A 24,819-nucleotide genomic window follows, 5' to 3' on the forward strand; every position below is an offset into this window, starting at 1 on the left:
ACTTACGACTATAACTATCAAACAGCTAGTGCAGCAGACGCATCAATGTACTACAAATTTTAAATTAAAAAATAATTTAATACTCTCATCAGCTTTCTCTATTATCCAACACAAGAACAGTATAATCAAATTAACGATATTTAATCTTTTATTTCAGTTTGATATTACCATATATTTTCGATATGCGGTAGTGTAGTTTCAGTTATCAATACCAACAAACCATTCTTATCGAAATAATTAGAAACATTGAAGTCAAGTATAAAAAGCCCCACCAAGTTTTAATTAGCGAGGCTTTTTTTATATTCTATCTCTGCTAAAGCCTAAAGGCCTAAGTAGTTGACAAATTACCCGCAAAAACCTTATTCCGACGCGGATCCGATTGTAACTCGTATGAGATTTTTTGGCCCTCATTCAGGCTATGCATTCCGGACTGCTCAACAGCACTGATATGCACAAAAACATCCGCACCGCCATCTTCCGGCTGAATGAATCCATAACCCTTGGTGGTGTTGAACCACTTCACCGTACCAGTGGCCATAACTGTAGCTCCTTTCATATTAACGTTGATTGGTATCCAATCCGCCAGCTCAGGTTCCGGAGAATGGAATCCCTGTCCTTTGCCGCTGCGGTGGTTTGCGATCAGCAAATCGAACAATCTCAGAATTAAGTTCATTGCTGTTCAAGCATTCCGTTCTCTGGAGATTTTTGTTATTTAGCTTCTTCTGCCGCTTCCCGTTTTTAAGCGCGTATTTCGATCGATTGACGCCTCTATTTTTAATCTGTTTTTGATAATTTCCAGCAAAAATTTGTTGTTTTAGATCATTCTTATCATTAACTTGTCGCACATTAGTAACAGAGCGATGACGATCGCAATTTACTTCTTTTTTAGTTAATCTGCCCAAACGTGATCTATGTCTGCAAAAGTCAACAGCTTTATCAGTTAACAGAGATCGACCAATAAGACGCTCTATGGCAGTAAGCAACTCCATTTCTTGATTATCTACCAAAGATATAGCTACACCCCCCGCGCCAGCTCGCCCTGTGCGGCCGATTCGATGAATATAACTCTCTGGGACAACAGGTAATTCATAGTTAACCACATGAGTTACGCCGATAACATCAATACCACGAGCAGCAACATCCGTTGCAACTAATATTCTAAATTTACCGGCTTTAAAATTCTTCAATACGCGCTCTCTCTGAGCATGACTCCTGTTACCATGAATAGCGTCACTTTCAAAGCCAGCATTGCTCAAGTATCGAGCGATATGATCAGCGGCTCGCTTAGTTCGTGTGAAAACAATGGCACGTTTAACAGCAACATCCGACAATATTTTAATTAACGTTTTGCCTTTATTGGAGCGAGACGCTTGCACGATACTCTGTCTGATTAAATCAATCGGCACAGCATCCGGTAACAGTTCTATCTCAAAAGTATTGGTCAAAAATTCCTTGGCCAGAGCACGGATCTGATAAGGCATAGTCGCAGAGAATAAGAGCGTTTGCCTTTTTCCCGGTATCATCGATAATATACTGCGTATTGCTGGCATAAAACCTAAATCTAACATTTGATCAGCTTCATCCAACACAACAATCCTAGTACTAGTCAAATCTATAGTACCTGACCTAATATGATCAAGCAATCGACCTGGAGTAGCTACCAAAAAGTCAACGCCTGGGGCACATTTGCGAATTTGTACACAAGATTTTGCACCACCAATAATAACGGCTGAGCGTAGACGTAAATTTTTACCATAGATCAAAATAGCTTGATGGATCTGAGTCGCTAGTTCGCGAGTTGGAGAAAGCACTAATACACTAGTACAATTTGGTCTTGATATACCACCAATTTGATCCAAACGACTGAGCAAAGGTAAAAGAAAAGCAGCAGTCTTACCAGTCCCTGTCTGTGCAACAGCAACAACATCACGTCCTTCAATAATGAAGGGTATAGCCTTAACTTGTATGGGGGTTGGTGCGTCATATCCTTCGGACAAAACAGCCTGAACTACAGCCTTAGCCAAACCAAGAGCATTAAAATTGGTCAAATGATATCTTTCACTCTACATTAATCCCGTCACAGCAGACGGTATCCAAAAACTTTTTAATTGAGCACGCCAAACACTTGCTATAATAAACCTATAATGGCACAAAGGCTCAGTAATAAATTTGCAGATTATAATAGCAATATGCTGGCTTCACATTATAAGGTTATATTACTGAATTCGCGTTACAGCCTCCCTTTATAGATAATCCACTCGTTTAGGGCAACATGGGCCTTGCAGCCAGGATTGCAAGGTAATTCGTAAATCTTGTGATTTACTGCACATCATTATATAGTTCTAGAAGAAGCTTTCTTAATTAGGTTTATTCTAAAATAATTAGTATTTACAGCACTTTAGTTGTAGTACTTAATATTATTTTAGTGGTTGGTCTGATTTACCAAAATTTTAAAAGTAGATAAAAATTATCAAAATTTAATCATCTAATTCTAATAGAGGGTTTTGGTATCTCATGCTTTGAAAATAACAAACGTTAGGGTATTTATATTAGATATCATCGAACCTGCTATACTCTAAATATTTGCGATAAAGTACTGTTATAATGCTCAATTTTATTTAAGATTTAGCTTGAAAAACAGTCTATTCTGCTATCTTTGTTTATTCTTCAGATTTTTAGAAAATCAGTATTACAACTACAAAAGTTTAGTTTCTAAATTATAAAAGTTGATAATTCCAGGAATAGACTAAAATGTTAGTTTTCCTGATAAAGTTTATCCCTGTTCCTACTCAGGAAGAGGGTTGATTGTTCTGAGCCCATGCGTTTTTAAAATACCAATCTAAGAAGCAATTAGACGGATGCAACTCACATAACAACAAGCAATTAAATTTTCTTAATTTACTAAAATATCTAAACAATAACATTTCTCTTCTTATTAAAACAAGGATATTAAGAAGTCTGCTTAAAGTTGTCCAAGATTACAAAACAATTAATTTTTCTAGTCGAAATATCTTATTAGCTAATTTAATTAATTAAATTAGGGTTCATAATGAAATAAATATTCAAAGTTTATCATACTTAATACTAATGTACACTTTTAAAGTAAAAAATTTATACTAGATATACTTAATAACTAGATATAATTTATACTAGATATACTTAATAACTAGATATACTTAATATAAAATATTATTACGAAGTAAGTTTCACTTTAAGTAATAAATAATAATTTTTTCATAAGTAGAATAATGAATAATTCAAAATAATTAAGGTAGTTAATTTGGCTATATATTTATTTTTTTAATAAACGCATAAATTTTATCTACATTACAATTATGTGCTTTTAAATATAATTTTATCGGATCTATAATCCTCATATATTCGATAAACTCATAGGGATTAAACTAAAGTTTAAGCTAGCGCAGAACTTAGTAGACAAGCAGAATTTTAATATTCTACTAGAATAGCTATCCTCCCTACAAGTAATAAACTGAAGCTTGCAGCAACACAGCTTGCATAGAAAATTAATAAACATTGTATGTTATAAATCGAGCAAGTGTCTGATTCATTAACATTCACAAAACCAATAATTAATCCTTTAAAACTCAAAGATACAGATTATGCTCTATATTGCTTAAATAAAAAAGTACGATTTAGTAGAGATATTGTAGAAAATAATTTAGACAATCAAATAGAAATAATAATTTTTTGAAAAAAATTATACAAAAGTAAGCAATCGTTCCTTGAAAAGGGGCGGAATAATAAGAAGAAAGTTAATATTAACATATATTTCAATAAAATATTATTAAAATATGATCCATATACAATCAACATGGCTAGCTTTTTTTAAAAAGATATTATTAGTTTTTTTAATTATGAAGCGATTGCCAATTGTATTAGTAGCTATTATAAGCTGGACTAGACCAGCTGCTTCGATGCTATCTGCTACCACCGTAGTATCTTTAGATTATTGTTCAGACCAATACGTCCTAGAAATAGCTGATCAAACGCAAATTCGCGGAGTATCGCACGAAGCTAGCAAACCTTTCTCTTATCATCAAAAACTAGCTATTGGCTTACCGACAATTAGGCCAACAGCCGAAGCTATATTAGCAATATCTCCAGAAATTGTCGTATACTCTTGGGCAGGAAACCAATACCTTGTCTCTATCCTGACGCGTGCCGGCATCAAGACGATTAATATTTCAAACTGTCAGAATTACAAGACAATCTTTACCAATTTTACTAAGGTTGCTGAAGCACTTAATCGACCGATAACCTCAATAATTACGGAACAACAATCCCGTATTTCCACTTTAAAATCCCAACCAAAGTTGAGTATGAGAGCTCTTTACATCACACCTAGCGGCACTACTGGCGGTATCGGTAGCGATATAGATGCAATGATTAGACTGGCAGGACTAGAAAACATGGCTGCCAGTTTAGGTTATTTGGGTTGGCGTACAATTCCTATAGAACAAATAATTACTAACCCACCTGATTTATATATCGTAAGTTTCTTTAACGCTCACGAAGTGTCTCTCTCTTATTGGTCATCAACACGAAACCCATACATCGCAAGATCTATGGGTGAAATTAAAACGGTATCAATACCAAGCCGATTTTTGTCTTGTAACGGAATGTTTTCTGTCAAAGCAGCAGAATACCTCCGCGCATCCCTAGATTAGGTAATGTAGAATGATCCAGTTAGTAGAGATTAGTGATCGTGTATTACTAAGCATTCTAGCAATCACACTCGCAGTAGTAGCACTAATTTCATTATACTTAGGTCCCGCGCAGCTAACAATATTGGAGATAATATCTGCACTATTTGGCAAGGGGACTAATGTACAGCGTATTATTGTCATTGAATTAAGATTTCCCAGAGTAATACTGGGTATTATGCTTGGTGGAATGCTAGGATTTTCCGGTGCAGCATTGCAAGGACTTTTGCGCAATCCACTGGCAGACCCCGGTATTATAGGTGTAACGGCGGCAGCTGGTATGGGTGCTGTGATTGCTATCGGTTTTGGTATGGCGGCTATCTCATTAATAATGATACCATTGGCGGCAATTATCAGCGCTGCATTAGCTACTATGCTACTTTGTATTATCGCTATACGCAACGACAATATGTTAGTGCTTATCTTAACCGGTATTAGCATTTCTAGTTTATCTACGGCACTAACTTCGCTTGCATTTAATTTAGCACCAGATCCAATTACTTTACGCGATATGATTTTATGGTTACTTGGTTCGCTTGAAAATCGTACTACCACAGACCTTGCAATTTCTGCTCCATTCGTATTGCTAGGTTGGCTTATTATGGCAAATATTGGACGCAGTTTAGATGCAATGAGCCTGGGTGAAGAAACCGCCAAATCACTTGGTATCAATGTAAAATTGCTGCGTTGGCGAATAATATTAGGCGTATCGACTTCGGTAGGAGCAATTGTATCAGTATGTGGCGCGGTTGGCTTTGTCGGTCTTGTAATACCGCATATGGTCAGGCCATTCGTAGGATATCAACCAAGACGCTTACTTTTGGCTAGCGCACTGGGCGGGGCTATTCTGATAACCCTAGCTGATTTGGTTACCCGTATACCTACTGAAGGTATTCCAATTCAACTTGGTGTAGTAACTGCATTAATTGGCTCACCTATGTTTATTTGGATAATTCAACGATATCAGATAAACAACAGATAAATAGCCAGTTAGTTACTTAACTATTTAAATTACTATTATAAATTATGTAACTTATTCGTTAAAATTCGTATTATATATTAATTCATCTAACAATAGTTTATATTTTTAACTTAAAATAAATAAGATAAAAATATAAACTAGAGAAAATATAATACAGGATAGACCTAATGTATATTTTATGCATTAAAGTTATGATAGTTTCCTGAACTATTTAATTCCATTCTCAATTATAGTAAATATTACATAACAGATCATTGATTATTATAAAATAAAATTTGTTATTAAATAAGAAAATACATTTAAAAAACAAAGTATATCAATATCCTGCGATAATTCAAAAATTATCCGAGACATAAATAGAATATGCATATTAGCATAATAATCAAACAATAATGTAAAAGCGATTTGCTCAGATTATACTAAGCAATGAGATAAAACATTCTAATTTCAGAAATTAATATTATAATGCTAGTACAAATAATAAGGAAAATTTTCTAAATAACAATCTAACCATTTGTGCTATAATACTCTCTCGAACTAGGAAGCTACTAAGAAAAAACCATCAATTTTTTAACTGAATAAAAAATGCTAATTTTTAAAATTAATAATTAAAACTTGCTTAAAATGGAATATAGCAATAATTACCAATAAACTTTGAAATAATGTTATTGTCTCAAATAAACTACTGCTTGGATTATAAACTTAACTGTTCTTTGATTAGCGACAATTTAATTGTCGAAGTTCACGCGAGAAAATTAAACCAATTGTAAGATCATATATAAAACAGCAAATTTGCTGTAGTAATATTATAAAATTGATAACTAAAATATTAATCTTGATCTAAAATAGATTAATTATTATGCTTAGCCGATTAATTTTTAGTTTAAATATTTCTTAAACTTTGCCCTAGGCAATTTTATTGGTAAAGTATAGAAGTAAATTTTACAATAAGATTTCTTGTAGATAATGCTGTGTTGCTCTTCGCTGTAATTTTTAATACCTAATAGTGGTCTAGTTATTTTTCTGTAATAAAAATATTATGGTAAAAGCGATGCTGCAAATCTATTAACCTTATATCATTTGCTAAATTTATTGAATGATGATATACATTATAAAATATAGCAAGGATATTAATAATTAAAAAAATCTTTTCATTGGAATCCTAACAAGGAATTCTGTGGTAATACTTCAAAAAAAATTCTTTCATAAGAGAATCATGCTAATTTTAAATTCCATACTTGTATTAAAAAAATAATTATAGAATATGAATCCGTTCTAAAACTTTAGCTGGGTAAAATAGCTCTCGCCTTATATAGATTAATAATCTATAATTATTAATCTATAATTAAACTTGAATTGAAATTTGAATAAAAATTTACTTTAGGAGTAATCAACAAGTTACCGATTGTTTAATATAATTCTTAATATGCAATGACTTTATTTAATAAATATTAAAATTTAATTTCAGCACCAGTCCAGCAATCCTAAATTATTACCCCAATTATCTTCTTGCTATATAAAATATATAAGCTAGTTCGTTATTTTTACTTCAAAAATATTTAGGATAATTTTTAAATTAGAATTGTATATTTAAACTACCCAAAAGCTTAATATAACTTAGTCAACAATAATTACTAATTGTTGTGTTAAAGAAAGTTAAAGCAAAAAATCATTATGCTATTAATAAATTTTAAAATTATTTTAAGTCAGTAAACTACTATGTGAATTATTTTAGCTAGATAATTTCACAAAAGATAACTCTATGACTGAGTCAAGCAACAATTAACAGATAAAATAAAAACAATAGCCATCGTTGTTATATGGAAAGTGTAATCTATATTTCCCAATAGTAAATTTCTTTACTCAATACAATTGGTACATGATATTTAATCTAAATTAGCTAGGTAGTTAAAAAATTATTATTTAAACGTTAACTGATCACGCTAAAAAACGAATGCGTTCTTTCTTAAAGAACAACCACTGACAAGCTGCGTAAACTTACTAGCATATATAAAGCCAAGTTAAAATTTAGTTAATAATCAGCATCAAAAAGCTTTATTGAAAATATAATACCTATTAAAAGTAATAAAGTATAAACAATTAGGCAAAGATAATATTTAGATAAAGATAATATTTTTTTAAATAATCTATAAGGCATTAAGCAGCGTTAAGATCTTTCTTGTCATAAGCATCCACTATAGTGACAAAAACCTTCATCGCATCGCGAACACCTTCGATACCATTAACAGTAACCAAAGCATCTTCAACGACAAAAGGCGCAGCTTTCCATATAGCTCCATTAGCCTCAAGCTCCTCTCGCACATTTACGGATGAAGTTACAGTAAGGCCATGCACTATTTCTGTTCGAGCTAACAATCTGCCTGCATCACCTACAATAATAGTCGGCATGGAGGCGCGCATAAAAGCCTTTAGGATGCGTTGGCTATGCGGATCATCTATCATTTTATCTATTGCATGCATGCCACCGGGAATAATTAAACCGTCATAATCAACCGATAATGTTTCTGCTAGATCAACGTCAACCGGGAAAAAATGACCCCAGGAATCTTCATACCAACCATTAACCAAGCCATTTGCACGCGATACCACTTTAGTAGTAGCACCAGCTTCTATTAAGCTCTTCTGAGGTTCAGTAAACTCAATTTCATTAAATCCATTAGCGAGCATAACTGCAACAATACGGCCGCTTAAAAGCTTATCTGCCATATCTTCCTCTTCATTAATAATTTTATTGCTTCTCGATCAAACTATCCAAGGGTGCTAAATGATAATACTCGAAATACCAAAAGAAAACAATTAAAAATTGTCGAAATATAGTAGTAGATGCAATTCAACTAGATAAATCTCTGAACAGAGAGGTACTTTAGCTACTTATTTCAACAATAAACAACAAATGGCAAGCAAAATATATTATATCGCGTTAAATAAACTTTAAATTATTCTTTTTTATTCTAGGCTAAGCTTAAGTAATTCCCCACTAACGTTAGTCATCTACCGACTAAATAAAATGCTCTAAGCTTTATCAAAAAATTAAAATTATTGGAATTAATTCTTAGCATACAGGTTTTGTAACAGGCAAGGTAAATAAATAAAAAAATACGCAAACATCCTTACTTAATTATAATACTGCAGTAAATAAGAAATAATTCATTATTAGTTTATAATAAATATAAAAAATATCTGATCCTAATGACTTAATTATCACTATGGTAAAAATATGAAGGATAACAAAAAATCTTAGTTAGATGCTTTGAGTTAGTCAAATGACATTTCTCGTAGCATATTTTGATTATCTCAGTAACAGTTAACTTAGAGAAAAAAATAATTTACTAAAAATAAATTCAACGATGTGTTTAATTTATAAAGAATAAATGTAATATTTGTGGCATTTTTCGTTTTAATAAGAAGTATGTTGATTAACATGATATCTTTTGATAAAGAATGCACTATTAATAATAAACTACAACTAAATAATATTTTTGTGCATTAAAGTAAAAGCTATAGAATAAACAGCTAATGATTAAGCTATGTTAATGGATCACATATTGTTATTCCATTAACATATTAGATAATAGCCGATTATAGCATATCCACTGATTGCCCTACCCTCTTTTAAGGAAACTTAGTTAAGTTTAATTATTGTTTAACGTTAAATCTATAGCATACTGTTAAAAGTATGACTAACTATTATGGCTTGATATAATATTGTATTTATTAATCATTAAACATGCATATATATAAAGTCTTTAACAAAGATATTTATTATTAAACAATAAATATAAGGATTTATGAATTAGCTTGATTGTCGATAAATAATAAAAACAGAAATTTACCTATTGTTAAAGTACATTCGACACCTTACTAATCTTACCAATCTATAGACAATGTATAAGTAATTTATATTAAGCTAAACTATACTTCCAATACAAGCTTATTTGTAAGTATTAGACTATATTTCAATATTATCAGTCTTGATAAAAATAATAAATTGATAACTATCCAGTAAATCAGTACCTTTTCGGTTTAACTATTTTATTAATTCTAGTCTACAAAATTCATTTTTATTCTTGGTCCGCTAAGCGAATTATACCAATCGCCATTGCGCGCAATGCTGTGAATTACATGCAATGGCGATTGGTAAATAGTAGTACATATTTACTTGTTATTCAAAATTTTTTATTTTATCAATGATAAGATCACTTTAATAGCTACAACAACTAACCAAAAATTGAATTATTATACCCAATCTGCTTAAGAAAAAGGGATTTCTATAATAATTTATTGATATTAAACAAATAATAATTATAATCAACTATAACTTTACAAAAAACAATTACTCTATTATAAAAGTAACCAATTTATTAGAATAATCAAAATAAATATTTTATATAATATTTCAGTATTTTTAACGATCATATAATAAAAGAAGAAGATTTGACCAAAAGCACTCGAATATTTTTGATAAGGACAATTGCGCTAAACGCTATTCCTTCAATAGGAAGGCGGAATTTAGTATATAATCCAACATTGAAATGGTTTTAATTTACTCAGATTGACATTAAAGAATGTTAATCTTTAAACATAAGGTCATCATAACTAATATCAATTGATATTAGTTATGATGACCTTATGTAATAACATTATTAATAAGTTTTGAAATAGGTCAATCATCCTTTTGCGTTACACACGCTATCAAGTAGACAAACACGATGACCAAGCAATTTAAGCATCAAAATTACGCGATTTAACTATTAACTAATGGTTATTCAAGAGTCAAATCGAGAAATAAGCTGGTAAATCGGCTAATGATGGATGTGTTTTATCCTTCTCAGAAATAGTTAACTTAACGCCTGTCAGCGGCCATTCAATACCTATCGCTGGATCATTCCAAGCAATTCCCCTCTCGTTTTCCGGAGAATAAGGGGAAGTAACCTTATAGATAACCTCTGTATCTGGTTCCATCGTAATAAATCCGTGAGCAAAACCAATGGGCACTAAAATTTGATTTCGAGCTACGGATGATATCTCTACACCAACCCACATACCATAGGTGTGCGAGCCTTGGCGGATATCAACTGCTACATCGAAAATCCTACCTTTAATGACACGTAATAGCTTGTCTTGAGCAAATCGCGAAATTTGGAAATGCAACCCACGTAGGACACCTGCTGATCTTGAAATGGAATGATTATCTTGAACAAAATCAAGATTTATTCCATGATTAGCCAGAGTTATCTTGCTGTAAGTCTCCGATAAATTACCACGAGCATCTATAAATTGCTTTGGTGTCATAACCTTAACATCCGTAATGGATAACGATTTTATTTGCATGGCGCACATTTCCTTTGATACAGTCCAAGCATTAATTAAGATAGTCTAATTTTGCAGATCGCAAAATATTACGATCTCTATCGTTGTTGTTCTTCGGTGGTTTTAATTAAGTAAGAAAATTTTTAATTATAGCGCTTTTAGCTCGTATTCGTGTTGACGATTCTTCGCATTGTGAAGTATGTAAAAATGCCCAAGCTGGAGGTTTCTTTCGCGCTAATATTTGTAAATTGCTATTTAAAATTCTTACCTTAGCAAATCGCTTAGCTGTTTGACTTGCTAAAGAACATAAAGAATATGTAGGGCGATCAAAAACTGCAATCACAACCATATGAAATATATGCAACCATCGCTCCCAACGATGAAATATCACTAAATTATCTGCACCCATAATCCATACAAATGACATATTAGGGCAAAGGAGACGCAAAGCAGCAAGAGTATCTGCGGTATAATAGGTACCAAGGTGCGATTCAATGTCCTTAATCTTGATACGCGGATGAAGAGCCATTTTCCTAGCGCACTCCAGGCGCGCAGAAAAGGGCGCCATGTCTGTTCGTGATTTCAGGGGGTTTTGTAGACTTACCAACCACCAAACCTCCTTCACTCCTAGCCGTTTCATAGCGGTTTTAGCAACATAGCGATGACCCTCATGGGCTGGATTAAAAGATCCACCCATTAGTCCGACCGTGATTCGCCTTCTATCTGCTAAAGTATAAGGTAATTCAGTAATCTCTTCTCAGCCTTATATGGTATAATCGGTGATCCGGAACAGAACAAACAAGACAATAGCTTTTTATAAGAATCATCAATAAATTTATAAAAAGAATAATTATCTGAATAGTACTGTTGTTAGCAAAGCTAATGCCGAATCTGACCACTTCCGCGTACTAAATATTTAAAACTGGTTAAATGTTCAGCGCTGATCGGGCCTCGAGCATGTATGCGCCCAGTAGAGATTCCGATCTCAGCACCAAATCCGAACTCTCCGCCGTCGGCAAACTGAGTGGAAGCATTGTGCAAAACGATAGCGCTATCTACCTCAAGCAAAAACTTCTCTGCAACTATTTTATTCTCAGTAACAATGCTATCTGTATGATGAGATCCGTGCGAGTTAATATGAGCAATGGCACCAGACACACCATCAACTAATGAAACCGACATAATGGCGTCAAGATACTCAGTATCCCAATCGCTATCACTAGCAATTTCCATATTATCACCTACAATGGACCGTGCATTTTTATCACCACGTAATATACAGCCAGCCATAGTAAGAGCTTCGGCCACCGGAGGTAATAACTTGGAAGCTACGCTCCGATCAATCAGTAAGACCTCAGCTGCATTGCATACCGAAGTACGGCGCATTTTAGCATTCAGCGTTATAGCTATAGCTTTTTCTGGATCAGCCCCAGAGTCAAGATATACATGACAAAGTCCGTTCAAATGAGCAAACAGTGGTACACGGCTCTCATTATGCACGCGCTCAATTAACGATCGTCCACCGCGAGGTACTATTACGTCGACATATTGTGGCATAGTAATCAACTTACTTACAGCAGTTCGATCGTTAGTCGGAACTAATTGGATTGCATCTTTAGGTAATCCAGCGGATATCAAGCCGTAATGCATTGCTGCGGTAATGGCTTTAGCAGAATTATAACTTTCCGATCCACAACGCAAAATCACTGCGTTGCCCGCCTTCAAGCATAAAGCACCAGCATCAGCGGTTACATTTGGCCGGCTTTCGTATATAACACCGATCACGCCTAATGGTACGCGACGACACTCGAAATAAAGGCCGTTCGGTCGAGTCCATTTTTTTATAATTAGGCCCACCGGATCAGATAGCCGTGCTACAACATTCAACCCAGCAGACATATCTCTTATACGACTATCAGTTAGCAATAGTCTATCGATCATCGATTCCCTAAGTCCATTTTTTTTAGCTAAAGAAACGTCTCGGGAATTAGCATCAAGAATCTTCGACATTTCCTTCAACAGAGCAGTAGCAGCGTTACGTAAAGCCTGATCCTTTTGTTCGGAATAAGCATGAGCTAAGACCACAGAAGCAATACGAGCACGCTTGCCTATATCCAACATAATTGCTTCTATTTCGTTTTCGGAAAAATCTACTGAATCCTTAACAAGGAAATCTTTTACAAAATCCATTATATTTTAAGCCCACTATTTAGGAATACTACATGCAATTAACACAAGATCGTTCCGATGAACAATTTCATCGGAACTACAGTAACCAAGAATAGTTTCTATTTCACAAGACTTTAGTCCAGCAATTTGTCGTGCATCATGAGAAGCATAAGAGATTAGACCTCGACCACATAATGCACCATCAGGAGCATGTAATGTTACTACGTCACCTCTTTCAAAAGTACCAACTACTTCGATTACTCCTGCAGGTAATAAGCTCTTGCCGGCAATCAATGCATCCAGTGCCCCAGCATCGAGAATAAGCTGACCACGAGGATCAAGCGAGCTAGCAATCCAGCGTTTACGAGTAGTTAAAGATGAAGCAAACTCATGAAACCAAGTACAACGTGCCCCATTATCAATACGATAAATTGGGTTTGGTTCCAATCCATTAGAAATAACCGTTCGGCAGCCTATCGTAGCGGCTATTTTAGCGGCAGCAAGCTTAGTGATCATACCACCGGATGTGTAGTTACTACCGGCATCACCAGCCATTGCTTCAATCTCAGAGGTTATACACTTGACCTCAGGTATATGATGGGCAGTTGAATTAGATCGAGGATCAGCGGTATATAAGCCATCTATATCTGATAAAATAATTAGAGTATCAGCGTTTGCTAGCTGAGCTAGCCTTGCACCAAGCCTATCGTTGTCGCCAAAGCGGAAACCAGTAGTCGAAACTGTATCGTTTTCATTGATCACTGGCACTACACCAAGTGCTAGCAAATCATTTATAGTAGAGCGAAGATATAAATGAAGCTTCCTCTGTTCGGTATTGTCCGTTGAAAGCAAGATCTGCGCTGTAGTTATGTCGTGACGAAACATTACCTCTTGATAGGCATGAGCTAGTATAATTTGGCCAATGGCAGCAGTGGGTTGCCTTGCCTTAATCTTTGATCGAATATGATTAATGCCTAATCGCCGGCAGCCAAGCGCAATAGCTCCGGAGGAGACAATCAAGACTTCTACCCCCGCGTGTCGTAGACAATTAAGGTCAACTGCTAAGGATTCCATCCAGCCTGTACGCACTAAGCCACTTTTCTTATCTACTAGTAGAGCTGAGCCAATCTTGATCACTACCCGACGAGACCCATAAATCCGATGAGGAGAGGAAGCAAACTTTATGACAGGAACAGTGCTCATGGTATCAATGCATGATTCTTTTTTTGATCTTTAGCTTTCTTATTGTTCACCTCTTGCCCATCGCGGCTCAGACGAATTCGATCAATTAATTTTTTTAAAACGTATCGTACTCCTTGACCAGAAGCACTAGATAAAGCGATGGGACGCTCACAAATTTCTTCTTCAAATAGGTCTTGTAACGCCTTGACATCGTACGCAGCAAGAGTATCAGTTTTGCTAAACACTAAAATTTCTGATTTGCTTTCTAATTGTGACCCATAGGATTTAATTTCTTCTCGCACAATCTTCCAAGCTGTCAGTGGATCTTCGCCATTAACATCAATTAAATGAAGCAAAACACTACAACGCTCAATATGCGCTAAAAAGCGATCACCAAGTCCTGCCCCCATATGAGCATCATGAATCAATCCTGGAATATCAGCCAAAACAAACTCCTCGTCAGCGATATTAACAACACCGAGACTAGGATGGATAGTAGTAAATGGATAACTTGCAATCTTCGGATTAGCAGCACTAACAGATGATAAAAAAGTAGATTTACCGGCATTAGGCAAACCGATTAGTCCAGCATCAGCAATTAATTTTAAGCGTAACCAGATCCACATTTCTTTGCCTGGCCAACCTAACGTTGTTTTGCGTGGAGTTCGGTTAATAGATGATTTAAAGTGTGCGTTTCCTAACCCACCATCTCCGCCACGGGCAAGGACTATTTGCTGACCTATCTTAGTCATATCAGCCAATAAAAATTTATTTTTTTCATCCCAAATTTGAGTGCCGAGCGGAATAGACAATGTAACATCTTTACCAGATTCACCCGTCATATCTTTACCCATACCGTGATGACCGTTCATGGCTTTAAAATGCTGCTGATAGCGAAAACTAATTAATGTATTCAAAGCAGCCACGCATTCCAGTATTACATCACCGCCTCGGCCCCCATTACCGCCGTTTGGTCCTCCAAACTCCAGATTAGGCTCACGTCTAAAGCTTAAACACCCATTCCCTCCATTACCGCTACGGATAAAAACCTTAGCTTGATCAAGGAATTTCATACAAACTCCTTTGTATAATCTATAAAGGCAAACGGAAAACTATAAGCGGGGGTGGCAATAACAGCGACGCATTCCATGAAGATAGAAATATAGAGCTTTTGTGAGTTATTTTTGCTAACTAATTTAGTATTACAACATCAATATAGGAACGACTACGCGTATGACGAAACTCAACCTTGCCCTTAGCTTTCGCAAAAATCGTGTGATCTTTTCCTATGCCCACATTATTACCTGGGTGAAACTTAGTACCTCTCTGACGAACCAAAATATTACCAGGAATAACTAACTCACCGCCAAACTTTTTAACCCCCAAGCGACGACCTTCAGAGTCGCGACCATTACGAGAACTACCACCTGCCTTTTTATGAGCCATCGCTGCCACACCTTCCGATTTGACTAAGCAGCATCATTGATAGCTATCACACGCAAAACAGTAATATTTTGTCGATGCCCGCTTATACGTCGATGGTTTTTCCGACGCTTTTTCTTAAAAATTATAATTTTTGGACCCTTACGCTGATCTAAAACTTCAAAAGCAACTGAAGCGCCAAACACTAATGGGGAACCAATGGTTAGCTTAGTGTCGCTGCTAATCAACATAATCTCATCAATCTCAAACTTTGTTCCAATAACAGCGTCAATACGTTCAACTTTAATAACATCTCCAGAGGCAACTCTATACTGCTTGCCGCCCGTTTTAACGACAGCTAACATTAGCTAAGATCCTAACACAAAATTTAATATCCGCCTGTTTTATAAAATTATTGACTTAGGGTACATTGCACCAAGATATCAACATAAGAACAAGTTCAGGTATAATCTGAATAAATTTTTTAGATACACAATATATCTTAAATTACATAATATCATTAGTCAGTCTTTTAGTAATCAAAACGAAAGATTGCGACCTTAAACAAACAAATATTTCATAGCTGTACCTCAAACTTCAGAATGAAGTATATATTTCGATGAATCTTCATTGCAACTCAATTGTTACTGAATAAGATTACATTTATTGTATTAAAATGATAAAAGTACATTTTATTATATAAAACTGAGAGTAAAAAGCTTGTAAAGTGGAGTACACCTAGCAAGCTCATTGAAAGGAATTGAGCTGTTTTCACGTGCGCTATTAAATATAAACAACAAACAATCTTATATCAATGTAGTTATTTTATATCAATGAATGTAGTTATTTTAAATAATATCTTTTATATCTCTTTTAAATAAAATCTTTTAAAATAAATTTTTCTCCTATCAGGACGCTCTATGGCAATAAATTAATTAACTCTAAAAAATAATTAGTTTTTTATAACTTTATTAAACATCTATTATATAGATACATTAATCGTATAATTTTAAGATACATTATGTATAATTATAGATACATTATTTATATTAATTCATATTATATTCATTAATTTTTTTATAGTGTTCTTAGTTACTTAAAACAATAATGCATTATTGTTTTAATAAGTTACTTGAATTCAAAATACACTGGATCGCAGCACGGCCTTTATTAATTTATCAACCATACTTATAACATTAGTGATTTGCGGAGAGGTGCCGGAGTGGTTGAACGGGGCGGTCTCGAAAACCGTTGTGGGTGTGAACTCACCGAGGGTTCAAATCCCTCTCTCTCCGCCAAAAATGTTCTTTCTAAGCAGTGATATTAAAACACAAGCGGCAGAGATAAAATACTATAAATGATTTAAATTTAGGATTGATGGTTCAATTCTCTGAGTGTATTATTTTATAACTTTTGTTGCTCATTTTAGTTGAAAATTAATCAAATATTAAGCTAATATGTGAGTTGGCATCTACTCATTGAATAGCAACGTTATACTAAATAAAAGGCGTTTTAAGTTAATTAACTAATTTCCTCAATCAAGTCAAAAAAATGCTTAGTTTAAGGAATCGTTGACATATCTTTGCAATAAATTTAGCAAAGTCATTAAATCTTTAATTTACATTTAGCTTCACTTTAACTACAAATGTAATGATCTGATTTTATAATATTATAATAACATTATAACTTAAACTTTATTGTTATAAAGTAACATGATCTATTTTCTAGATTAGTATTTTATTTAGTTGTCAGATTGACAAAACAGATTTAATGATCAGCCTGGAAGGACAATAAATCATGCATAAACAAAAACTGCATTACTTTGGAATATAAGCTTCAACCATTAACATTAAGTAAAAACCGTGCTATTAAAACATTAGTTTTTAAAGTATTATTCAAAATTAAAATCTAATAACGCTAGAGATTGAATTACTTTTTAAAAATATATAACAAGAATATAAGCGCAATAAAATACAATATTTTATGTTAATTAGCTTTTGCTAGCAGTTGCCTAGCTTTTTAATATTTAGTATATCAGATCATTGATCCTTATCCGAAAAAATAACCAATATAGCATTTTAGCAAAGTTTAGTGTATTGAGGAGTGATTTAGTTGAATCAGTCATTACTAGAGCATCAAACGAAATAAATGCTACTTTCTTGCTTAATCTCTCTGTCTTAAACTTCAGATTGTATTATAGTGATTGCTCTTAAGTGATTGCTCTTAATTTTGATTATTCTAATATAAAATGCCGCAGAATTTTTATTAGATACTAACCACTTGCTAACTTTAAATCCTACGTTATAATCTAATTTGGTAGATATATTGCGCTGAGTACATTTAATGATTACTCGAATTATTATTATGGATTTTGGAAGCCAAGTAACCGAACTGATTGCCCGCCGGATACGAAAGTCTGGTGTTTATTGTGAAATTTTTCCATTTAATATTAACCTTAAGGTAATTAAGAATTTTGGTGCTTCTGGTGTTATTTTATCAGGAGGGCCTTATTCAGTTTACGACAAGAATGCACCCAGAGTACCAAACTCTGTATTTGACATGAAAGTTCCAATCCTTGGCATCTGCTATGGCGCCCAGCTACTATGCCACCAGCTTGGTGGCATAGTAGCGCAAAGTAAAGAGCAGGAATTTGGTCGAGCCGAAATTACTATCAAGAATAGTTGTCTACTATTCGATAAATTATTGCCACTCGGTACGATTCAAACAGTTTGGATGAGTCATAAAGATCGTATCACCTCAGTTCCTCCCGGTTTTAAAGCTGTTGCAACCACCCCTTCATCACCGTTTGCCTCTTTTGCTAACGATCAAAGAAGAATATATGGATTACTTTTTCATCCAGAAGTAGCGCATACGCCTTGTGGAAGTCAGCTTTTGCATAACTTTACCTATAAGGTTGTTGGGGGAAGAGCTAACTGGAATATGACTAACTATAAAGATCAGGTAATCGCAAAAATCCGTAAGCAAGTCGGAAATGATAAGGTAATATGTGGATTATCAGGCGGTGTTGATAGCTTGGTAGCAGCCTTGTTAATTCATAAGGCGATTGACAATCAATTAACCTGCATTTTTGTCGACAACGGTTTGATGCGTTCTGGAGAGGCAGAAGAATTCAATCGTTTATTTCGCAAACAATACAATATCCCCCTAATTACCCTTAACGCAAGCGATGAATTTCTGAATGAGCTAGAAGGAATTGATAACCCAGAAGTTAAGCGAAAAATTATTGGTAAATTATTTATTAAAATCTTTGATTCGGAAGCTAAAAAAATTGGAGGAGCGAAATTTCTAGCCCAGGGCACTTTGTACACAGACGTGATCGAGAGCGTGTCTAACATTAACGGACCTTTAGTCTCTATCAAGTCTCACCACAATGTGGGTGGTTTACCCAATGTAATGAAGATGGAACTTGTAGAACCATTGAGAAAGCTTTTTAAAGATGAAGTCCGAGCGTTAGGTCGTGAATTAGGCATACCAGATAATTTAATCAATCGTCATCCATTTCCTGGGCCAGGCCTCGCTATTCGCTTGATTGGTACTATTACCAAAGAAAAGCTCAGTATATTAATTAGTGCTGACTCGATTTATCTTGACGAGATCCGTAAAGCTGGACTGTACGATGAAATCTGGCAAGCTTTTGTAGTATTATTACCGATGCGTACAGTTGGTGTGATGGGAGATTCTCGTACTTATGATTATGCTTGTGTGCTCCGTGCGGTGACTGCGAGCGATGGTATGACAGCAGATTACTATCAATTTTCACATGACTTTCTCGGCCGCACTGCTACTCGTATAGTTAACGAGGTACGTGGTATTAATCGAGTAACCTACGACATTACAAGTAAACCACCTAGCACAATTGAATGGGAATAATTTTTTAAAAATCCAATAATATTGGATATTATAATAGATTAATTGTAATAATACTTAAAGTTAAGATGAGCATAAGTAATATTTATGAAATTTTTTGTAAATTACAAAAATAATTTGTTGTTGATTTTATATATCAATCTTTGATTTGATGTATAATTTTTTTTATTTAATCGTAATTAAATAATCATCGTATTATTAGATATTAAACAACAAAATTTGCAACTTGCTCAATAAAAGGTCAAAAGTTATAAACACTTTTAATAATTTGTACAATGAATTAACAAGATGTGTTAAGTTTTTCGTGAGATTTTATTTTTAATCTAATATTATTTTTAATCTAATATTGTTTAAAATGCAAGCATGGGCAGAAGGATAATGACTATCTTAGTTGCACTCTAATTAAAACATTTACAATTCCTAATATTTATAACGACTGTGATATAGTTATATATTATTTAATAAAAACGGAATAAGAATAGCACAATACTGAAGCATCATAGCGCCAGGGTAAAATCAACTTTCCTAGCTCTGCAGCTTACTCAAAAAAGACCAAGTAGTATAACAATTTTAAAAAAATATTGTATTAATCTAAGTTAATATCGATATCAAGCATTGTCATATTAAACTGATAACAAATATCACCATCCTCATCGTCTCGAAAGATAACGCCAAGAAACTCTTCATCAAGCATTACTTCAGCAGAATCATTTTTGTTAGTTCGCGGAATAATAATAATTTTTTTGTTAGAAAATCGATTACGCAAGTATGCCTGTACTTGAGCAATTTCTTTGGGCGTCATCTCGATCTCCTTCCTTCATAGACATTCCCGCGCGCTGCCATTACTTAATCCATTAGAATAGAATCTTTTATAGCCAATCATTGATTGTTCTACAATATAATTAAAAATTGATTAATTAGCATTGATAGTTTTACTATCTCACAATTATGTTAATTGTAAAAAACTATTTCAGATAAATAAATTTCCCCACGGTTGGGGACAGTAATATGATATTAATCCAATTATTACGAATCATGAAAATACTGCCAATGATTTTACTCAAAAATGGATAAAATAAATCATATTTGCTAAGCTCTACCCTTTGTAATAAAGCAAATTATTATAACTTCAAGTAAATCAATATAAAATAACTGATTAACATTAAACGAGCATCAATAAGTAATATATTTAACAAATAGCATATGATTTAAAGTCAAATATTAATCAGATATATTGATATCTACTAACTTGATCACATAGATTTACTAATCAGCTTATAATAAGCCAAGATAATCTTGGCTACTTTAAATAGAATTTAACAGATAAAAAATTTGATCCGAAAAGCTATAATACTAACCTAATCTTTATTCTTAAACATAACGATAAAACAATAAATAGTACCAAAAACAAAAAAAGTTTTATTGTTTAACTAATTAGTAAAACTTAATTTCATATTAATACTTTCTTCTTTTAGAGCAAATTAACATTTGATATTAACTTCAATTGTCCAAAAAACTATATTTTTCACAGTAAAGATATGCTTAATCATCCTTAAGGATTATACCCCAAAATTAAAATTTTTTATGCGCTCGCTAATGAATCTTAATATATTATGCTGTACTAATAGCTTGTTTATATTGGCAAAAACTTTGCGCCAATTTATTATCTTATGATATGATACACACATCATGCCAAAATATTAAATATTTATACGAATGTAATTAGCTATCTAAAGTAATACAGTATAAGTCTATGCGATTTGCTATCTATTGCATAAAATATTTTAATCATAACCATAAAAGATCTTTATCTACTTTCTCATTCGCTCTTGGATTAATATTTAAAACTTAAATACGTGATAGTATTTTCTTGCTAATTACTTAATTTAGAAGTAGTATAAAAGATGCTGTCTTTCCCCAGGAGCGGTTTAGAGTGACTTCCAAAATTTACGGCTGGCGCCGTGCAACTAACCTTGTCCGCGCTGGCCTGGCTCGTACTTTAAACAATGAAACTACTGAAACACTCTACCTCAACTCAGGATTTGTCTTTAATTCCGCAGCCGAAGCCGAAGCAGCATTCAAGGGTGAAAATGACGTTTATATATATTCGCGCTACGGTAATCCTACTGTTAACGTCTTTGAACAACGCTTGGCTGCAATAGAAGGGGCAGAAATGTGTAGAGCTACTGCAACTGGAATGGCAGCTGTTTTCTCTGCATTATCCTGCCAACTAAAAAGCGGTGACCGCATTGTAGCAGCACGCGAGCTATTTGGATCCTGCCATCATATTCTTTCAGAGATCTTGCCAAGATGGGGTATAGAAACTGCATTCGTGAACGGTTCTAACTTAGATTCTTGGAGAATTGCACTATCGAAACCAGCTAACGCTGTCTTCTTAGAAAGCCCCTCAAACCCGATGCTTGACCTAGTAGATATAGCAGCTGTAGCTGAATTAGCTCATAGTGCCGGTGCTAAAGTTATTGTTGATAATGTCTTAGCCACACCACTTTTTCAAAACCCACTAGCGCTTGGCGCAGATATAGTTGTCTATTCCTCCACTAAGCACATCGATGGTCATGGTCGATGTCTTGGTGGAGCAGTCTTAAGCTCAGCTGCCTGGATGAATGAGCATTTTATTCCTTTTTATCGGAATACTGGACCTTCTATTAGTTCATTCAACGCTTGGATTATGGCAAAATCCCTAGAAACTATGGAATTACGCGTTGAACGTATGACGTCAACAGCTAGTAAAATTGCTAGTTGGCTAAGTGGTCATGAAAAAGTTTTACAGGTTCGCTATCCTGGTCTAGCTAACCATCCTCAGCATTACTTAGCAAGAAGGCAAATGATTGACTATAGCAACATAGTTACTATAGAAGTAGCTGGAGGTAAGAGGGGTGCATTTAATGTACTTGACTCCTTTAGTTTAATTGATTTATCTAATAATCTTGGCGATGCGAAATCACTTGCTTGTCATCCAGCGACCACAACCCATGCAAGAATTCCAGCAGATGAACGAATTGATTGTGGTATAACTGACGGGATACTAAGAATATCTGTAGGTCTTGAACACATTGACGACTTAATGGAAGATCTACTGCAAGCGCTAGCAAAAGCCTGCTGATTATTTTTCACTCACATCTTATAGCATTATTAATAATTTTATTAAATAATTTGAAGTTTGATACTATTCATATTAACAATTTACAAGCTAGCTTTATCAAAAGCTAAATACTACTTAAGGTAATTGCAATGCTATTTAATAAGACAATTATGCTATAATTAACATATAATCAAATGAATATCTAGATTACCCTAATCGCTTAACCTCTTAATTTTATGTTACGGTACATTACCGCAATAGTGCATCAACAGTAATAATAAGTTAACCTTTATTAGGTTCCTATACCCATCTTAAATTAAAGAACCATGTTTACTGCGACCTTGTCCGCATGGTAAACTAAAGAAGCTATTCTAGTATTAGATAATTTTTTTACGAAATAAAAAATTAAATTGTATAAAAGTTATGAGAAAATAATCAGGTCAACGAATGTATGTTTTTTCTTGTAAATCAAAAACTTATACCGTCGATTTGAACACATCCATCGATTAGGAGATCGACTACTTAAACGTCTATTGATTAGGGCAATCAGGCGATAATAACCTCAATATCAACGGCAGAATAAAAATAATCTATAAAAAAGCAAATTTTTGCGTATTTGCAAGACAAATATAGTGAATAAGTTAAAGAAAATTTATGGCTATAAATCCTTTTGGCATCAAATGTACTATTACTAAAGATATTTCTTTTCGTGTATTTCTATAATTGCCTATAAGGCTAACAAAAGTTACAAAGCGATCATTAAACTATCAGCATTTACTATTAATTTCACGCTAACAGGATAATATTTTATATATCTAATATAACAAAATATAGATATAGATATAGATATAGATGAATTGCAGAAAGAATGTTTTTATTTTTTTTAAAATTTTTTAATTACAATCAAATTAAGTTAATACAACTTAATAAAACTGACCATTAAACAGTATAGTATATTACAATAGTAATAAATGTTATGATACACTAAGCGATGGTTTATTAATAGTATGCTGGCATCTTACTGTTACTAAAAATTGCTACTGCAATAAACTATTATTATAATTAAATCGAAAAAGGCACCTTAAAATTGCAATTCATCCCTAAAATGGACACATATTAAATATAAAGCTTTAGAATCTGAAAGACCTAAATTTATCACTGATTAGTTAAAACCACTCAATCTGTGGACATTAGTAAAAATAACCTAAAGAACAATAATTTCCCACTTGTAATTTACAGCTGCTGTTGTATAGATCACATGCTCTTCAAAGCTTGATAGCCTGTGATATCTTATCCGCTGATATTTTTTAATTCTACACTAATTGCTCTTAACAGCTAATGATCATAAGTGAAAATATATTAACAAATCATACTTCGAATGAGTATCAAATTCATGTGTACCATCTAAGACTAAAAGCTAAATCGGTATTTTAAATTTAAAAGTTAAGGCACGCTAAAACGTTTTTCATCGCAGCATCCCCACAACTTTTCCAGTATATAATACAGCATTGCGTTTAATAAGGCCATTATTACTGCTATAGTAACATACTTTAAAAAAAAGAAAATTATAGTAAAAGATAACTTGTATGTTACACGAGCGACTAAATTATACTACTTCTAATTAAAAAATTAAATTGAATTGACCCTAGTTTTAGCCAAAGAAGGATATCGACAATATGGAATAGTCGGTAGTAGATTATAAGTATAATCTTTAAAACGTAACCGATGCTTATCTTTATCCTCAAGAATCATTTTTGATGTTTTGTAGTATTCTGATATACAAAATTAATCAAGTAATTAAGTGCACGTGTGCATTTTAGGCAAAGCAACCAATAATTTAAATTAAAACATTAAATTATATTGCAGCATCTTAGTTTTAAGATAATGATAATAAGTAATAGTCATATTGTTTCTTAGGATTATCCGGTAGAGCTTGCATTACAAATTATATTCAATGCGGATAGCATAGTATAAAATATAATGTATCCCTTTGAAAGAATCTTAAAAACATTATGGGA

Annotated in this window: 15 protein-coding genes and 1 tRNA gene; 5 read left to right on the forward strand and 11 right to left on the reverse strand. The window is 33.6% G+C overall.

The window, feature by feature from the left end; all coding sequences use genetic code 11:
- Positions 1-328: 328 nt before the first annotated feature.
- Complete coding sequence (locus P856_RS02840; RefSeq protein WP_025300663.1) at positions 329-538, reverse strand: cold-shock protein; 210 nt, start codon at positions 536-538, stop codon at positions 329-331.
- 49 nt (positions 539-587) lie between these two features.
- Positions 588-2,048 (reverse strand): DEAD/DEAH box helicase, encoded by a 1,461-nt coding sequence (locus tag P856_RS02845; protein ID WP_025300664.1) that lies wholly within the window; start codon positions 2,046-2,048, stop codon positions 588-590.
- A gap of 1,827 nt (positions 2,049-3,875) precedes the next feature.
- On the opposite strand from P856_RS02845, the gene P856_RS02850 reads away from it, so the two are divergent.
- Positions 3,876-4,688 carry an ABC transporter substrate-binding protein gene (locus tag P856_RS02850; RefSeq protein ID WP_025300665.1) on the forward strand — a complete coding sequence of 271 codons (813 nt, stop codon included), beginning with the start codon at positions 3,876-3,878 and terminating at the stop codon, positions 4,686-4,688.
- A gap of 10 nt (positions 4,689-4,698) precedes the next feature.
- The gene (locus tag P856_RS02855; protein ID WP_044214902.1) at positions 4,699-5,706 is read left to right on the forward strand and encodes a FecCD family ABC transporter permease; all 1,008 of its coding nucleotides are present in this window, start codon (positions 4,699-4,701) and stop codon (positions 5,704-5,706) included.
- Between the two features lie 2,157 nt (positions 5,707-7,863).
- On the opposite strand, the gene P856_RS02860 is transcribed toward P856_RS02855, so the two are convergent.
- The 8 genes from P856_RS02860 to rplU form a co-directional block, all read right to left on the reverse strand.
- Positions 7,864-8,433, reverse strand: a complete 570-nt coding sequence (locus tag P856_RS02860) for a DJ-1/PfpI family protein (protein WP_025300667.1) — start codon at positions 8,431-8,433, stop codon at positions 7,864-7,866.
- 2,067 nt (positions 8,434-10,500) lie between these two features.
- Positions 10,501-11,058 carry a dTDP-4-dehydrorhamnose 3,5-epimerase gene (gene rfbC / locus P856_RS02865; protein ID WP_025300668.1) on the reverse strand — a complete coding sequence of 186 codons (558 nt, stop codon included), beginning with the start codon at positions 11,056-11,058 and terminating at the stop codon, positions 10,501-10,503.
- A 106-nt stretch (positions 11,059-11,164) separates the two neighbouring features.
- Positions 11,165-11,788 (reverse strand): nicotinate-nucleotide adenylyltransferase, encoded by a 624-nt coding sequence (locus P856_RS02870; protein WP_044214903.1) that lies wholly within the window; start codon positions 11,786-11,788, stop codon positions 11,165-11,167.
- A 128-nt stretch (positions 11,789-11,916) separates the two neighbouring features.
- Positions 11,917-13,227: a glutamate-5-semialdehyde dehydrogenase gene (locus P856_RS02875; RefSeq protein WP_025300670.1), complete on the reverse strand. Its 1,311-nt coding sequence runs from the start codon at positions 13,225-13,227 to the stop codon at positions 11,917-11,919.
- A 15-nt stretch (positions 13,228-13,242) separates the two neighbouring features.
- Positions 13,243-14,409: a glutamate 5-kinase gene (gene proB, locus P856_RS02880; RefSeq protein ID WP_025300671.1), complete on the reverse strand. Its 1,167-nt coding sequence runs from the start codon at positions 14,407-14,409 to the stop codon at positions 13,243-13,245.
- The gene (gene obgE, locus P856_RS02885; protein WP_025300672.1) at positions 14,406-15,461 is read right to left on the reverse strand and encodes a GTPase ObgE; all 1,056 of its coding nucleotides are present in this window, start codon (positions 15,459-15,461) and stop codon (positions 14,406-14,408) included. The genes proB and obgE overlap by 4 nt, the downstream gene beginning before the upstream one ends.
- Positions 15,462-15,579: 118 nt before the next feature.
- On the reverse strand, positions 15,580-15,834 hold the full coding sequence (gene rpmA, locus P856_RS02890; RefSeq protein ID WP_025300673.1) for a 50S ribosomal protein L27: 255 nt from the start codon (positions 15,832-15,834) through the stop codon (positions 15,580-15,582).
- Positions 15,835-15,857: 23 nt separating this feature from the next.
- Positions 15,858-16,175 carry a 50S ribosomal protein L21 gene (rplU, locus tag P856_RS02895; RefSeq protein WP_025300674.1) on the reverse strand — a complete coding sequence of 106 codons (318 nt, stop codon included), beginning with the start codon at positions 16,173-16,175 and terminating at the stop codon, positions 15,858-15,860.
- An 843-nt stretch (positions 16,176-17,018) separates the two neighbouring features.
- On the opposite strand from rplU, the gene P856_RS02900 reads away from it, so the two are divergent.
- Positions 17,019-17,108 (forward strand) — tRNA-Ser (locus tag P856_RS02900).
- 1,045 nt (positions 17,109-18,153) lie between these two features.
- Complete coding sequence (guaA, locus tag P856_RS02905) at positions 18,154-19,701, forward strand: glutamine-hydrolyzing GMP synthase (RefSeq protein WP_025300675.1); 1,548 nt, start codon at positions 18,154-18,156, stop codon at positions 19,699-19,701.
- A 583-nt stretch (positions 19,702-20,284) separates the two neighbouring features.
- On the opposite strand, the gene P856_RS02910 is transcribed toward guaA, so the two are convergent.
- Complete coding sequence (locus tag P856_RS02910; protein WP_025300676.1) at positions 20,285-20,500, reverse strand: DUF3126 family protein; 216 nt, start codon at positions 20,498-20,500, stop codon at positions 20,285-20,287.
- 1,131 nt (positions 20,501-21,631) lie between these two features.
- Here P856_RS02910 and metZ point away from each other — a divergent pair.
- Positions 21,632-22,822, forward strand: a complete 1,191-nt coding sequence (gene metZ, locus P856_RS02915; protein ID WP_025300677.1) for an O-succinylhomoserine sulfhydrylase — start codon at positions 21,632-21,634, stop codon at positions 22,820-22,822.
- Positions 22,823-24,819 lie beyond the last annotated feature (1,997 nt).

The sequence above is a fragment of the Candidatus Endolissoclinum faulkneri L5 genome, from assembly GCF_000510265.1.
Lineage (GTDB): Bacteria > Pseudomonadota > Alphaproteobacteria > Thalassobaculales > Thalassobaculaceae > Thalassobaculum > Thalassobaculum faulkneri_A.